Genomic DNA, 13,840 nt, shown 5'->3' on the forward strand with positions numbered 1-13,840 from the left:
ATGCGCCCGATGCTCGGCATCTCCGTCGACGACGGTGAAGTGTGCGCGGTCCTCGTCGATGCCGACGTTCCGAGTCTCGGTCCGTTCGACTCCCAGCGAGGCTTCGGCGCACCCGGGGACACGCCGGCGGAGGCCGCTGCCGCTGCCGCCTCCGCCATGGCGGAACGTGCTGCCGCGGCGTCGCTGACCCTGTCCGCGGCCGCGGTGGTGACCGGTCCCGAGAACGACGAGGACGCCGAACCGGTCACCGAGGCGGTGCGAGCCGTGCTCGGTATCGACGTCGACACGGTCCTGCTCGACGACGCGCGACTGGCCTTCCTCGCCGGAGCACCCGAACTCGCGGAACTGCCGGTCCTGGCCCTGCACACCCGTACCTACGGCGTCGAATCCGCATCGATGGTCGACGTCCCCTCGCGCACGGTGCTGTCCACGGTGAGTCCCGACGGCGACGAGTTCGGTCCCTACACGCAGTCCCTGCCCGAGGCGATGGACGAAGCGGTCGCCCGCGCCGGCACCTCGCCCGACGCGGTGGTCTTCCTCGATCTGCGTCCCGGCGACGCCCGTCCGGCACGAGAGCTCGCCACCGTCCTCGGTGTTCCCTTCGTGACTCCGCACGGGGTGCCCTGGCATCGCGCGACCGGTGCCGCGCTCGTCGCAGCCGCCCGCCGTTCCCCGACGGTCGTCGCCGCGCCCACGAACCGTCGTCGCGGCACCGTCCTGCCGGCCATGCTCGTCGCGCTCGTCGCCCTGCTGGGTGGGGGACTGGCCGTCGCGGTGAGCAGCGGCGTGCAGGCGGAACGCTCCGCGCCCGGACTGCAGACGGCCGTGGCGCCGCCGCCGGCGCCGGTGCCGTCGCCCGATCGCGCACCCGTCGCCGACCCGTGCTCCGAGGCGCGACCGGCATCGTGGCCGGCCCACGCGTCCGATCCGGTCGACCCGGTGCCGACGCCCGAGACGCCCACCGAGATTCCCTGCGGCAGCGCACCTCCCACCGCTCCGTGATCGGCCGGTGATCGGGCGCATTCCTCAGGTGCGCAGTGCCGAAAGGCGCATCTCTCAGGTGCGCAGTGCCGAAAGGCACATCTCTCAGGTGCGCAGTGCCGAAAGGTACATCTCTCAGGTGCGCAGTGTCCGACCGGCGCGCGTCAGCGATTCCGCATCGGATGCGACGACGACATCGGCGAACCGCTCGCGGTAGTCGCCGAGGTCGTCGCCGACCGAACCGACCACCGCGACCACCGGAACGTCGCTGCAGCGCGCGAGGATCGCCGAGACGATCTTGCCCGCCCGCGACTGGCCGTCGAGCCGTCCCTCGCCGACCACCACGAGATCGGCGGTGCGCACGGCGTCGTCGAATTCCACTGCGTCGAGCACGAAGTCGGCTCCCGACCGCAGTTCTGCACCGAACCGCGACCACATCCCACCGGAGAAACCCCCGGCCGCTCCAGAGCCGTCGACCTCCCGCGGGTCGCGGGGGAGGGTCAGCGCCCTCTCTTCGAGGCGGCGCGTGAGCAGCGCGACGGCTGCCGTATCGGCGCCCTTCTGCGGCCCGAAGATCCGTGCCGCATCGGTGTAGCGGGTCGTCACGTCGGACAGCACGGTGACGCGGGCGTCGTCGAGCCCACCCCGCTCGTCGATCGCGGCGATCGCACCTGCGCCCCCGTCGGTCGTCGCCGACCCACCGGCCGCGACGACGATGTGTCGTGCTCCGCGCCGGACGGCTTCGGCCATGACCATCCCGGTGCCGTAGGTGTCGGCGGTGACGGCGTCGCGCGGACCGTCGTGCGGAGTGGTGATGCCGCTCGCCGTCGCGAGTTCGACGACGGCCGTGCCGTCCGGCGACATCCCCAGCAGTCCGCGGCACGGTGCGCGCCACGGGTTCACGGCCTCGACCTCGATCCGGGCGAGACCGAGCGGCCCGGCGAGCGCGTCGAGAGTGCCCTCGCCGCCGTCCGCGACGGGCATCCGGATCGCGGTGTGCCCGGCGCTCTCCACACCGGAGGCGATCGCGTCGGCGACCTCGACGGCGGTGTAGGTGCCCTTGAAGCTGTCGGGGGCGATCAGGATGCGGGTCACCGGAGGACCCAGTCGAAGGCCTCGGCCTCGGAGCGGGCGCCCTGCCGGGCACGCGACCGGTTCGGTTCGTCCAGTTCGGCGACGATGTCCTCGCCGAGCCGGACCAGGGAGCCGAAGACCTCCGGGTCCAGCCACGACGGGCGGGTCGCGAACAGCAGGTCCTCGCTCGCGGTGTTGCCGCTCGCACCCGGTGCGAACGGGCACCCGCCCAGGCCGGCGAGTGCGCCGTCGACGACGGTCGCCCCGGCGTCGATCGCGGCGAGGCTGTTGGCGACACCGAGACCCCACGTGTCGTGACCGTGGTAGACGATCCGTCGGTCGGGGGATTCGGTGGCCAGGCGCGCGACCAGCGACGACACCTGGCCGGGCACGGCCTGGCCCAGGGTGTCGGCGACGACGATGTCGGCGGCCCCGTCGGTGCGCGGATCGCATGCGATCTCCACGACCCGGTCGGGATCGACCGGCCCGTCGAACGGGCACGTGAACGCCGTGGCCAGGCACAACTGGATACCGCCGCCGACGGCGTGGGCGCGTTCGATCGCCGCCGGCATCGCGGCGATGCTGTCCGCGGTGTCGCGGCCGATGTTGGCGCGGTTATGGGCGTCGGAGACCGAGAAGCAGTACTGGAACCGTCGGGCACCGGCCGCGATCGCCTTCTCGACGTGGCGCGGCGTGGCGACCCAGATCCAGCAGCGGTCGAGTTCCTCCTCGGTCAGCGCTGCGACGAGGTCGAGGGTGTTCGCCATCGGCGGCACGAGGTCGGCGCGGGCCAGGGACCCGATCTCGAGTTCGGGCACGCCCGCGGCGAGCAGCGCCCGGACGATCTCCACCTTGCGTTCGGTGGGGAGCAGTTTGCCGGTCAGCTGCAGTCCGTCGCGCAGCGTCACGTCGCGCAGGATCACGTCCGTGCATGCTCGGTCACTCGTCGGTTCCGCCACTGCTTCCGCCTCCCCGTCGTGTTCCTGCCGACCCCACCGTCTCGAACCGCACCAGTATGCCCCGGTCACCGTGCGGGCACGATCCGTCGACACACCGATGGACTTTCGCGAGGACTGTGACAGATGACACTATCCTCACCGTTCTGATCGTGAATTGCCGGAAGGTGCGGGGAAATGGCTTCGGTCCTGGGAAAAGTACTGCTCTGGATCGCTCTGCTGGGGGGACTGGCCGGGGCGGTGATCGCCGTGTGGGCGCTGCACGTGAACGGGCTGGTGGCCTCGCTCATCGTCGCGTCGGTGACGGGACTCGTCCTGCTGCGGCTGCGCCCGGAGGCGCGTGACGACTCCGACATTGCGCTCACCTGAGCGGTCGACCTCGCGCTCACCTGAGCGGTCGACCTCGCGATCACCTGAGCGGTCGACCTCGCGATCACCTGAGCGGTCGACACCGCCCTCACCTGACGGGAAACGGGGCGTTCGGACTGTAGGGTGAGAACCGGCGTCCGGGTCGAGGGCGCCTCGCGTGGACGCGCTGCACGAGCGCGGCGTCGACGCCGGAGAGGGGGCCCGCGGCCTCCGCCGGGCGTGGAAGAGGAGCATCGGTCAGTGTCGCTGTGGTCTCGTGCCTTGTCGTCGGACGAACTCGACAGTCGTCGCTGGGTGGATCTGATGCCGTGGATCGACCGCTACGGATCGGCCCGCACCGCCGCCCTCGGGGCACTCGTGTCGTCGTCCCGCTGGTGGGAGAACGAGTCGCCCGCCGAGACCTGTGAGCACACCGAGATCCCCGAACTGTGCGCCGAACTCGCCCACATCTACGTCACCGACCACCCGGAGCTGCGCTTCGCGGACGGTCTGCTGCGTGAGGACGAAGTGCCTGTGGCCGCACTCGATCTCGGTCCGGCCGCCGCGACCCTCGTCGCGCGCCTCCCGCACGCACCCACCACCGCCGAATTGTTCAGTCGCAGTCCGGCCGATCTGCTCGGGATCCGCGGCGCCGACCGCGACGCGGTGGAGGAGATCGTCTGCGCCGCGCTCGTCGCGACGGTGCTCCGCGAACCGGCCACCCTCGAAGCCGATCCGCGTGCCGCGCGGGTGCCCGCCGCGGCGCTGCTCCTCGACGACCTGGCGGCGCTGGCGCGGTGGAGTCGCGTGTGCGGCCGCGACGATGCTCCTCTCCTGCTGGCCGTGATCGACGACGGGGCGCCGGAGGAGATCCAGGACGCCGCGGCCCGGTTGCGGGCACTCACCGCCCGCGACCTGCCGGTGGCGGCGCCGGCCGATCCGATCACCGAACTCACCGACTACCTCGAGGGCTTGCCCGACGCGGAACGCACGGCCTTGCGGCGCCGCGTCCACGACGGCGTCGACGACCCGGCCGGGCCGTCCACCTTCCCATTCGGCACGGCGGTCGGCGACCTGCTCGCGGCGTTGCGCGTCGACGTGCGGCCGGTGGCGGCCTTCGACCGGATAGTGCGCACCCACCCGGTGCTGGGCCGGACCGTCCAGGGTTTCGACGTGCCCCTGTGGCGGGTGTTGCACCGTCTCGACGACCGTTTCGAGGTCGCGGACGGGTGGATCGCGGTACCGGATCTGCCCGACGCCGAGAAGCAGACCCGCGGACTGCTCTCGGAGTTCGAATCACCGAACGGTGTGGTCGAGCCCGCCGCCGTGAAGGCCGTGTGGTCGCTTCCCGACGACGAGTTCGAGGCGTGGACCCGGTACTGCGGCACGACGACCTTCGAAGGCCGTTTACTGTCCCCGCCGGACGGGCTCGCCGGACGTGCCGCTCAGGTCCTCGAGGTGCTCGGCGATCCCCTGACCGCCGACACGCTTGTCGCGCGCATGGGGGTCAATGCCGACGTCCACACCCTCGTCTCCGAACTCGCCGACGACGAGCGCTTCACATCCGACGGTGAACGTTGGGCGCTGGCCGAGTGGGACGTCGACGTGGTCACCGCCATCCGCAACCGCATCGCACGGCTGGTCGATGCCCGCGGCGGAAGCGCCGATCGCGACATGGTGGTCGCCGCGCTCGTCGACCGATTCGGCATCTCGGAGGATTCCGCCCGGACGTTCACGGCCGGAGGGGATTTCGAGGTCGTCGACGGCCGTGTCCGGCGTCGTCACCGCTCGCACGTCCCGATCGCCCTGCCCGAGCGCACACGCCGCCTCTACCGGCTGGGCGAGGCCTGGCGCCTGCGCATCCCCGCGACCCGCGACCACCTGCGGGGAGCCGAGTTCACGGTTCCGTCCGCCGTCGCCGCGATCGCCGGGTGCGCACCGGGTGGGCACGTGGTGCTCCCGTCCCGCCTGGGCGGCCAGACCCTGCGCTGGACGGGACCGGTGCCGCGTCTGTCCTCGATCCGCCGGTTTCTCGAGGACGTCGGGGTGGAGGAGGACAACGAGCTGCTGCTCGAGGTCCGCACCGACGGCCGGTTCGACGTCCTGCCGCTGCGCACCGTTGCCGACAACGCCGAACCGCTGCGCAAGGCGCTCTCGCTCATCGGCCACACCGAACCGGAGACCGTCCCCGAGGAGCGGATCGCGTCGGCGTTGGCGTCCGCTCTCGGCCTCGACGGGGAGTCGCGCCCGCGCCGGATCCTGTCGGCCTACCGGGCCCGCAGGGAGACCGAAGTGGTGGCCCTGCTCGAACAGGCGTGGGTCCGTGTCCCGAACTGAGCGGGAAGTGGGTCCGTGTCCCGAACTGAGCGGGAAGTGGGTCCGTGTCCCGAACTGAGCGGGAAGTGGGTGCGCGTCCCGAACTGAGCCGGAAGACGTGATGCATCCGGCCCTTCGACGTAGCACGATTGGGGTATGGCCGACACGTCGAAACCCACCGCCGCAGTCCCCACCGCCCCCGACGCGGTCCTCGAGGCGTTGCGGGGAGCAGTCGCGTCGGTGGAGGCCGCCGTCGTGCGTCTCGAAGGCGACGATGCGGCGCCCGGAACCGTCGACCGCGTGCTCGACCTGGCCGGGGCGGAGCCGGCCGGCGACATCGTCGCGACCCACAATGTTCTGACCAGGGCGGCATCAATGGTCGACCACACCGGCGGTCTTCCCGACCGGGACTGGCAGTCGATCGCCGACCTCGGTGAGGTCCTCGTCCGGACGGTGACGCGTCTGCGCGGGCACGTCTCTTCGTCGCTCGACGATCTCGGACTCGACGCGGCGGTGGGTGAGCACGTCGAACTGCTGCAGAAGGTCGCGGTGGAGGAGGCTCTGGGGGAGACGCTGCAGTTGCTCGTGATCGTCGAGGACTGCCTGTTCCTGTGGCATCGCGTGCACCTGGCACGCACGCCCGACGACGAACTGCGCGACGCGCTGACCTCCGCCCGTCAGGTCCTGGCCGACCACTTCACGCAGGACGCCGAACTGCTGCGCCGCGCCCGTGCCGCGCTCGCCCGGTTCGCGGAGGGCACCCCGATCGAGGTCGTACGCCGCTTGTCGTCGGGACGGACGACGAAGGTGCTCGCGGGTCTGCGTCAGGACTTCGACGACTTCCGGTGGGCGTGCCGTGCCGACGAGGCGGGTTGGCTCGACGACGAGGACCCGGTGATCGCCGAGGCCCTGGACTCGATGAGCAGTCCGCTCAAGGCGGTCGGGGGAGTCCTCGGAGACGTGTTCGAACGCGGCCGGGCGCGGGTGACGGAGACGTGGAGTCGCTCCGAGGCTTCGGAATCTGCCGCTTCGGGATCTGCCGCTTCGGGATCTGCGGATTCCGGATCGACCGCCTCCGGCTCCGACGAATCCACAACCGCCGGATCCGACGACCGGCAGTAGACGCCACCGCACCACCTTGCGGAGAGCGCTCGGTCCTCATACCTAGATCTGCTAGGGTCACCGTTATCCATAGAACCTCTAGGTATGAGGACGACATGTTCATCGAGAAGGATCTGGTGGCCGCGTCCGCCACCCCGCTCGTGCTCGGCATCCTCGCCGAGGGCGAGTCGTACGGGTATGCGATCATCAAACGCGTCAACGAGCTGTCGCAGGGCCGGATGCAGTGGACCGACGGGATGCTCTATCCCCTCCTGCACCGTCTCGAGCGGGCGGGGCACGTGTCCGCCACCTGGCGTGTCGCCGACAACGGGCGGCGCCGCAAGCACTACGCCATCACCGACGCGGGCCGGGAAGTCCTCACCGAACGGGCGGCGCAGTGGACGGTCGTCGCAGAGGCCCTGCACCAGGTGTGGCAGTCGGCCCAGTTGCCTCCCGCCGTCGCGCCGGGGTGGTCGTGATGACACTCGACGCACATCTCGAGGACCGGATCGCCGGCTGGCGCATCTACGTCGCCGACCATCGGGTCATCTCGTCCTCGGACATCGACGAGATGGAAGATCATCTGCGGGAACAGATCTCGGACCTCGTGTCGGTCGGACTGACGGCCGACGAGGCATTCCTCGTCGCGGTCGGCCGGATGGGTGGTCTCGACGAGGTCTCCCGCGAGTTCGCCCAGGAACACTCCGACCGGCTGTGGAAGCAGCTCGTCCTCACCGGTGGCGGTCGCGGTGAGGAGTCCGGAACCCCGCGTCGCCGTAGGGAACTCCCGGTCGTCCTCGCCTGCGCGCTCGGTGCCGGTCTGGCCGTCCGGGCCGGATTCGAGTGGCTCTCCGATAACGCACTGGTGCGCAACGCCGCCGTGCTCATGCTGCCCTTCCTCACGCTGTATTTCGCATGGAAGCGTCAGATGAGTCCGAAGAGCAGTGCGCTCCTTGCCGTTCCGTTCGTCCTCGTGGCGATCGCGCTCAACGTCTTCCCGTTCGAACCGGGCGGCGCCACCGAGATCATCGCGGCGATCCACGCCCCGGTGGTCCTGTGGTTCGTCGTCGGTGCGGCCTATGTCGCAGGGCAGTGGCGATCCCATCGCCGTCGCATGGACTTCGTGCGCTTCACCGGGGAGTTCGCCGTGTACCTGGCGCTGCTCGCGCTCGGCGGCGGCGTGCTCATGGGGCTGACCGCGGGTGCCTTCAGCGCCCTGGGGATCGATATCGAACCGTTCTTCGAACAGTGGATCGTCCCGTTCGGGCCGGCCGGAGCGATCGTCGTCGCGGCCTGGCTCGTCGAGGCGAAGCAGCAGGTCGTGGAGAACATCGCTCCCGTTCTCACCCGGGTCTTCACGCCCGTCACGATCCTCATGCTGGTCGCGCTGTTCGTCGCGGTGATCGCGTCCCACAGCGTCGTCGACGTCGACCGGGGCCTGCTGATCCTCATGGACCTGATCCTCGTGCTCGTCCTCGGACTTCTGCTCTACTCGATCTCCGCCCGCGACCCGCACGCCGCACCGGACGTCTTCGATCTGCTGCAGGTGATGCTGATCGCCGCGGCGCTCGCCGTCGACCTGCTGATGCTCACCGCGATGGCCACCCGCATCGCCGAGTTCGGCTTCACCGCCAACAAGGTCACCGCCCTCGGTCTGAACCTCGTCCTCCTGGTGAACCTCGTGTGGGCGGCGTGGCTCGGCATCTCGTTCCTGCGGGGCCGCACGGGTTTCGCGGCGGTCGAGCGGTGGCAGATGCGCTACCTGCCCGTCTACTGCGGGTGGGCGGCACTGGCGGTCGTCGCGATCCCGCCGCTCTTCCGGTTCGTGTGAGCGCTCTCGACTCGGGACTACCATGCCCAGGACGGACGCGGTGCCCACGTACACGATGAGGCAACTCGCTCTCGTCTGCGATCACCGACCAGAAGGCCCTCGCGGTCAAGTTCCTCGTCCGGCAGCGCGCCCAAGGCGTCAAGCTCACACCGACCGGTCACGCGGTGCTCGAGCGGGCGAAGATGCTGCTGCACCACGCGAGCGAACTCGAGAGCGACGCGCGGTCGGAGGCGGGCCGACATCGTCGGTCCGGTGGCGGTGGGGTGTTATCTCTCCCTCGCGCCGACATCGACTTCCGTGAGGACACCCAGAACCGTCTACGGATGCTGCTCGACTCGCACGACCTCGACGTGGCCTTCCTCTACGACCTCGATCTCGAACCGGGACTCGAGACGTCGCTGAACGACGCGCGGAACCGGATTCGCCGTGCTCGGGCCCGGCCCGCCGAGCAGGTCACCGAGGACGACCAGCGTCGTGAGAACGTCTGGCTCGGCCTGTCGATCACCCTGGACCAGGCCCCTGAGGACGACCGCGAGGGCTTCCTGGCGCGACCCGCGCTGGTGCTCGGCTCGCAGGTCGACCGCCGGCAGTTCGAGGAGGCCATCGCGGCCGCCGCGGACACGTCGCCGCTGCGCGTGGAGGAACTCGCCCCGCAGGCCTGAGCGATCACATCGCTCGTATGTCCGCCCCCGATCACCCCTGCTACCGGGGGGCGGACTGCTGCGCGGGGAGCTACCTCAGCGCGTCGAGTGCCTCGTCGATCGGGACGTCACCGTTGTTGAACTCGATGGTGCGTCCCACCGTCTCCGGTCGCTCGAGCACCGCTGCGGCGACGGCCGCGACGTCGGCGCGCGAGACCTGCCCCTTGTCGCTCGCCCCGTGCCCCTCGATCTCGATGCGGCCGGTGGGCGGGTCGAGGGTCAACGCGCTCGGACCGAGGATCGTCCAGTCGAGGTCGGTACCCCGCAGATGGGTGTCCGCGGCCGACTTGGCCTCGGCATAGGCATAGAAGCTGTTGTCCTCGGGGACGCCGTGGTCGGGGCGGGCCCCGAAGTACGACACCATCACGTACCGGCGGACCCCGGCCTCCTGCGCGGCGGTCATCGAGGCGATCGCCGCGTCGCGGTCCACCGCGTAGGTGCGTTCGGGATTCCCTCCGCCCGCGCCTGCAGACCAGACCACCGCGTCGTGGCCGCGCAGCAGCTCGGTGATCTCGGCGATGTCCATCTTCTCGACGTCGGCGACGACGGGCGTGCCACCGGCAGCGCGGACATCGTCGGCGTGATCGGGATTGCGGATGAATGCGCTGGTCTCGTGACCGGCATCGGCCAGCAGCCGCTCGAGATGCAACGCGACCTTGCCGTGTCCTCCGAAGAGTGCGATTCGTGCCATGGAGACCTCCTGACGATGAAGTGTTTTCCCATGCAGCATGCCCGGAACCGGTCACCGCGAACCATGACGTCCGCCGCCGGGTGACCCGATCAGGCGATGCGTTCGAGTGCGTGGTCGACGAGATACTCCGCGATCGCCATCGACGAGGTGGCTCCGGGCGACGGGGCGTTGCGCAGGTGCACGACCCGTCCGTGCCCGGTGACGACGAAGTCGTCCTCGAGACTTCCGTCGGAGTTCATCGCCTGGGCGCGGATGCCGCGCGGACCCGGCCGCACGTCGTCGACGGTCAGCCCGGGCATGTACGCGGCCGCATCGGCGACGAACCGCCGAGTGCTGCTCGCGGTGCGCAGTTCCCGGCCCGCTGCGGGCAGGTTGTGGGCGGCGAACCGCCAGAAACCGGGCCAGGCGACGGCATCGCGCAGATCCCGCCACGATCCGCGCCCGCCGCGATAGGCCTCGCGGCCGGGGGAGAGGAAGGCGTTGGGTCCCACCATCACCTCACCGTCTATCCGCCGGGTGAGATGCACACCGAGGAACGGATAGCGGGGATCGGGCACCGGATAGATCAACCCGCGCACCTTCGCCGCCGCGTCGGGTTCGAGTAGCAGATAGTCGCCGAGGAACGGGACGATCCGCGGGTCGCGGGTGTCACCCGAGGTGTGGGCGAGGCGGTCGGACTGCAGTCCCGCGCACGTGATCACCAGGTCGAAGGCCAGTTGATCGCCTGGGATGCCGACGACGACCTGCTCGCCCGCCTCACGGATCGCCGTCACGGCGGTACCGGTCCGCACCGTGCCGCCCGCGGCGACGACGTCGTCCGCGAGCGCGCGGGTGACGGCGACGAAATCGATGATCGCCGTGTGCGGGGAATGAAGGGCCGCGATCCCGACGGCGTGCGGTTCGATCGCGGTGATCTCGTCGCCGCCGATGCGTCTGATGCCGGGGACCCCGTTCGCCGTGGCCCGCGAGAAGATCGCGTCGAGCCGGCCGAGGTCCGATTCGTCGAGGGCGACGACGACCTTGCCGCACTCGTCGTAAGGCAGGCCCTTGTCCGTGGTGAACGTCTGCAACAACTCCACCCCACGCCTGCACAACCGGGCCTTGAGGCTGCCGGGTGTGTAGTAGAGGCCGGCGTGGACGACACCACTGTTGTGCCCCGTCTGATGCGCGGCGAGCCGGTCCTCCTTCTCGAACAGAGTGACGTCGGCGTCCGTGAGGGCGAGTCGCCGGGCGGTCGCGGCACCGATGATTCCCCCACCGACCACCGCGACGCGAAGGTTGCGAATACTCAAGGGCCGCTCCCTGTTCTCCGCGGATCGTGACGTCTGTCTGCAGTCCGGCGAGTATATGCCGCGACGCTGTGAGGACGAGCTCTTCTGTCGGATCGCTCGGCGAAATCCCCCGAATGAGGGATGGCCGGGGTGACGAACACCGGTCGAGACTGGACCCACGGAATGGAGAGGTTCACCGAGAACCCTCGGCGATCGGATATCACCATGAAGAAACATCGATCATCTCGTTCCATCGCAGTGCTCCTCGCCGCGTGCGTCGCCGTGGCGGTCGGCGGCGTGGCGTCGGCGGTGCCCACACCCGCCCACCTGCACTTCGGTCAGGCCGTGAGCGTCGGTGACGGAACCGCGCGTGCGTACGCCACCGTCGATGCGAACGGGGCCCCGACCGCCGTCGGTATCCGCTTCTCGCCGGCGGCCCTCGACGGACTGCCCGATGCCGACGAGATGTACATGCTGCACCTGCCCGTTCAGGCATCCGACACGGTGTTCGACCACGTCATGCTGAACTGGAACCCGCGCGGACACGATCCGACCGTGCTGTTCGGGAAGCCCCATTTCGACATGCACTTCTATATGACCGACATGGCGGCGATCGAAGCAATCGACCCGGCCGCACCGGATTACGCCGCTCGCGCGGAACGACTCCCGGACCCGAAGTACATGCCGAGCGACTACGTGACCCCGCCGGGGATGCTCGCATCGCAACTCGCGGTGCCGTTCATGGGTGTGCACTGGCTCGACATCACGGAAGGAATGGTTCCGGGCGTTTACAACTTCACCGAGACGTTCGTCAACGGTTCGTGGGACGGTGACTACACCTTCATGGAGCCCATGATCACGCGGGAGTGGCTGCTGACCCGTCCCACCATCCGCGAACAGATCAAGTTGCCGGCCGCCTATCAGCACTCGGCCTGGTATCCCACCGTCTACAGCGTCGGATTCGACGAGCAGGCGCAGGAATACGACATCGCCCTCGGAGGGATGGTCCCGCGCCAGGAATCCTGACGCGTACCCCATGAGAACCATTGCGGTACAGCAGGAACAGTCACTGCATCTCGGGTGAGGGCGGCAAGGAGGGATCCGTCTCGCGCGCCACCGTCAAGGTTGCCGGACGGCGGATCGAACTCACCGAGGAACTGGCCCGGGTCGAACCCGGCAGAGCCCAGCACTGCCGCAGCGTGAAGAGTCCGATCCGGTACGAGACCGTCTATCGCTTCGAGCCGGTGGAGACGGGAACCCGCGTCACCTTCCACCAGGACACCGAGGACGTCGGGAACTTCTTCGGCAGGTTCACCCAGCCGGTCGTGGAGAAGCTGTACGCGCGCGATGTGCGGAACAACCTCGAACATGCGAAACAGCTTCTGGAGGAGGGAGATGCGATCGAAGGGTGATGCGAAGGATCGACCGGCACCTACCGGACAGGTGCCGGTCCTTCGCGTGCTCGTCAGTGGTCGACGAGCGTCAACACCCGGTCGGCCGCAGCCGACGCACCATCGACGGTTCGGAGACGGGCGCCGAGTTCTGCTGCTGCCGTGCGATAACCGTCGTCGGTCAGCAGCCTCTCCAAGGCCGCGCGTATCTGCTCGGGCGAGGCGGTCTTCCGCAGGCGGATTCCAGCCCCCGCCTTCGCGACCTCACGACCGATGATCGCCTGATCCGTCACCGCCGACATGGGCATGATCAGTATCGGAAGTCCGTGTGCGAGAGCCCGGAAGGCCGTCGCGTGCCCGCCGTGCCCGACGACCGCCGAACAGGTCGGCATCAGCTCGTGGTGCGGGACGTACCGGTGGACGGTCGCATTGGATGGTACGCGCAACCCGGTAGGGTCGATCGCCGGCCCGGTCGTGACGACGAACTCCGCGTCCATCTCCGCGGCGGCGTCGAAGATGTTCTGGTAAGTGCGGCGCTGACCCGGGAAGCCGGCGGTGCTCAGACTGACCAGCACGCGCGGCGGTGTTCGACCGACCGCCGCGGCCTTCGCGTCGTGGATCGCACCGGTCCAGGTCAGCGAGCCGTCCGTGCGCCGTCGCGCGGCCGGGTCGAGCACTCGGTCCGAGCACACGAGTCGCATGTCGGCCTGTTCCCACAGTCGCTTCGGACCCAGGCCGCGTAGTCGCGAACCGATCCCGAACGGTCCGTGCCGGAAGGCGCCGTCGAATGCGGCGAAGAAGGAATGGAACAGCACCACGTACGGCACCCCGGTGCGCGCCGCAGCGTCCTGGGCGTTGAACAGCATGCAATCGACGATCACCAGATCGGTCGGCTCCCCGGCGATCTCGTCCTCCACATCCCATGCGACGGCGGGGTCGGTCATCATGGCGTAGGCCATGGTCAGCACTTTCGGGGTGCTCAGTTCTACGTGCGGGGTCCAGGTCGGCGAGTGCCGGTAGCCGCAGAAGACGAGGCAGGCATCCTCCGCGACCTTCCGTTGCGATTCGTGACCGAGAACCCGAACGTGATGTCCGCGGCGGTGCAACTCGCATCCGAGCGCTGCTTCGGGCGGGTAGTTCCCGCCGCCTTCCAGTGTGACGATCAGGATGCGTGCCACG

Annotated in this window: 13 protein-coding genes and 1 pseudogene; 9 read left to right on the top strand and 5 right to left on the bottom strand. The window is 69.5% G+C overall.

The features are described from left to right. Positions 1-1,002: a hypothetical protein gene (locus RBB84_RS03095; protein WP_064255821.1), complete on the top strand. Its 1,002-nt coding sequence runs from the start codon at positions 1-3 to the stop codon at positions 1,000-1,002. A 114-nt stretch (positions 1,003-1,116) separates the two neighbouring features. Here the strand turns inward: RBB84_RS03095 and RBB84_RS03100 are convergent, their stop codons facing one another. Next, the gene (locus tag RBB84_RS03100; RefSeq protein WP_033097330.1) at positions 1,117-2,076 is read right to left on the bottom strand and encodes a glycerate kinase; all 960 of its coding nucleotides are present in this window, start codon (positions 2,074-2,076) and stop codon (positions 1,117-1,119) included. Further along, positions 2,073-2,978, bottom strand: a complete 906-nt coding sequence (locus RBB84_RS03105) for a hydroxymethylglutaryl-CoA lyase (protein WP_064255820.1) — start codon at positions 2,976-2,978, stop codon at positions 2,073-2,075. Before RBB84_RS03105 ends, RBB84_RS03100 begins: the two co-directional genes overlap by 4 nt. A 210-nt stretch (positions 2,979-3,188) precedes the next feature. On the opposite strand from RBB84_RS03105, the gene RBB84_RS03110 reads away from it, so the two are divergent. The 6 genes and pseudogenes from RBB84_RS03110 to RBB84_RS03135 all read left to right on the top strand — a co-directional run. Beyond that, on the top strand, positions 3,189-3,380 hold the full coding sequence (locus RBB84_RS03110) for a hypothetical protein (RefSeq protein WP_006553937.1): 192 nt from the start codon (positions 3,189-3,191) through the stop codon (positions 3,378-3,380). Positions 3,381-3,620: 240 nt separating this feature from the next. Next, entirely contained in the window at positions 3,621-5,696 is a 2,076-nt protein-coding gene (locus tag RBB84_RS03115) for a hypothetical protein (protein WP_064255819.1), read from the top strand. Positions 5,697-5,831: 135 nt separating this feature from the next. Continuing rightward, positions 5,832-6,797 carry a hypothetical protein gene (locus RBB84_RS03120; RefSeq protein ID WP_024103493.1) on the top strand — a complete coding sequence of 322 codons (966 nt, stop codon included), beginning with the start codon at positions 5,832-5,834 and terminating at the stop codon, positions 6,795-6,797. 95 nt (positions 6,798-6,892) lie between these two features. Next, the gene (locus RBB84_RS03125; RefSeq protein ID WP_024103494.1) at positions 6,893-7,255 is read left to right on the top strand and encodes a PadR family transcriptional regulator; all 363 of its coding nucleotides are present in this window, start codon (positions 6,893-6,895) and stop codon (positions 7,253-7,255) included. Then, positions 7,255-8,607 carry a permease prefix domain 1-containing protein gene (locus RBB84_RS03130; protein WP_064255898.1) on the top strand — a complete coding sequence of 451 codons (1,353 nt, stop codon included), beginning with the start codon at positions 7,255-7,257 and terminating at the stop codon, positions 8,605-8,607. The genes RBB84_RS03125 and RBB84_RS03130 overlap by 1 nt, the downstream gene beginning before the upstream one ends. A 455-nt stretch (positions 8,608-9,062) precedes the next feature. Further along, positions 9,063-9,269, top strand: a pseudogene (locus RBB84_RS03135) (aromatic ring hydroxylase); the annotation flags it as partial. A gap of 70 nt (positions 9,270-9,339) precedes the next feature. On the opposite strand, the gene RBB84_RS03140 reads toward RBB84_RS03135, so the two are convergent. Both RBB84_RS03140 and lhgO read right to left on the bottom strand, forming a co-directional pair. After that, positions 9,340-9,999, bottom strand: a complete 660-nt coding sequence (locus RBB84_RS03140) for an SDR family oxidoreductase (protein ID WP_006553946.1) — start codon at positions 9,997-9,999, stop codon at positions 9,340-9,342. 89 nt (positions 10,000-10,088) lie between these two features. Beyond that, positions 10,089-11,285, bottom strand: a complete 1,197-nt coding sequence (gene lhgO / locus RBB84_RS03145; protein WP_024103497.1) for an L-2-hydroxyglutarate oxidase — start codon at positions 11,283-11,285, stop codon at positions 10,089-10,091. Between the two features lie 210 nt (positions 11,286-11,495). Between lhgO and RBB84_RS03150 the strand changes: the two genes are divergently transcribed. Then, positions 11,496-12,296, top strand: coding sequence for a DUF5602 domain-containing protein (locus RBB84_RS03150; RefSeq protein WP_024103498.1), 801 nt, complete (start codon positions 11,496-11,498; stop codon positions 12,294-12,296). Between the two features lie 20 nt (positions 12,297-12,316). Further along, positions 12,317-12,682, top strand: coding sequence for an SRPBCC family protein (locus tag RBB84_RS03155; protein ID WP_064255818.1), 366 nt, complete (start codon positions 12,317-12,319; stop codon positions 12,680-12,682). Between the two features lie 53 nt (positions 12,683-12,735). Here the strand turns inward: RBB84_RS03155 and RBB84_RS03160 are convergent, their stop codons facing one another. Further along, positions 12,736-13,839 (bottom strand): glycosyltransferase, encoded by a 1,104-nt coding sequence (locus RBB84_RS03160; RefSeq protein WP_024103500.1) that lies wholly within the window; start codon positions 13,837-13,839, stop codon positions 12,736-12,738. Position 13,840 lies beyond the last annotated feature (1 nt).

This window comes from Rhodococcus sp. D-6 (assembly GCF_040256695.1).
Classification (GTDB): domain Bacteria; phylum Actinomycetota; class Actinomycetes; order Mycobacteriales; family Mycobacteriaceae; genus Rhodococcus; species Rhodococcus pyridinivorans.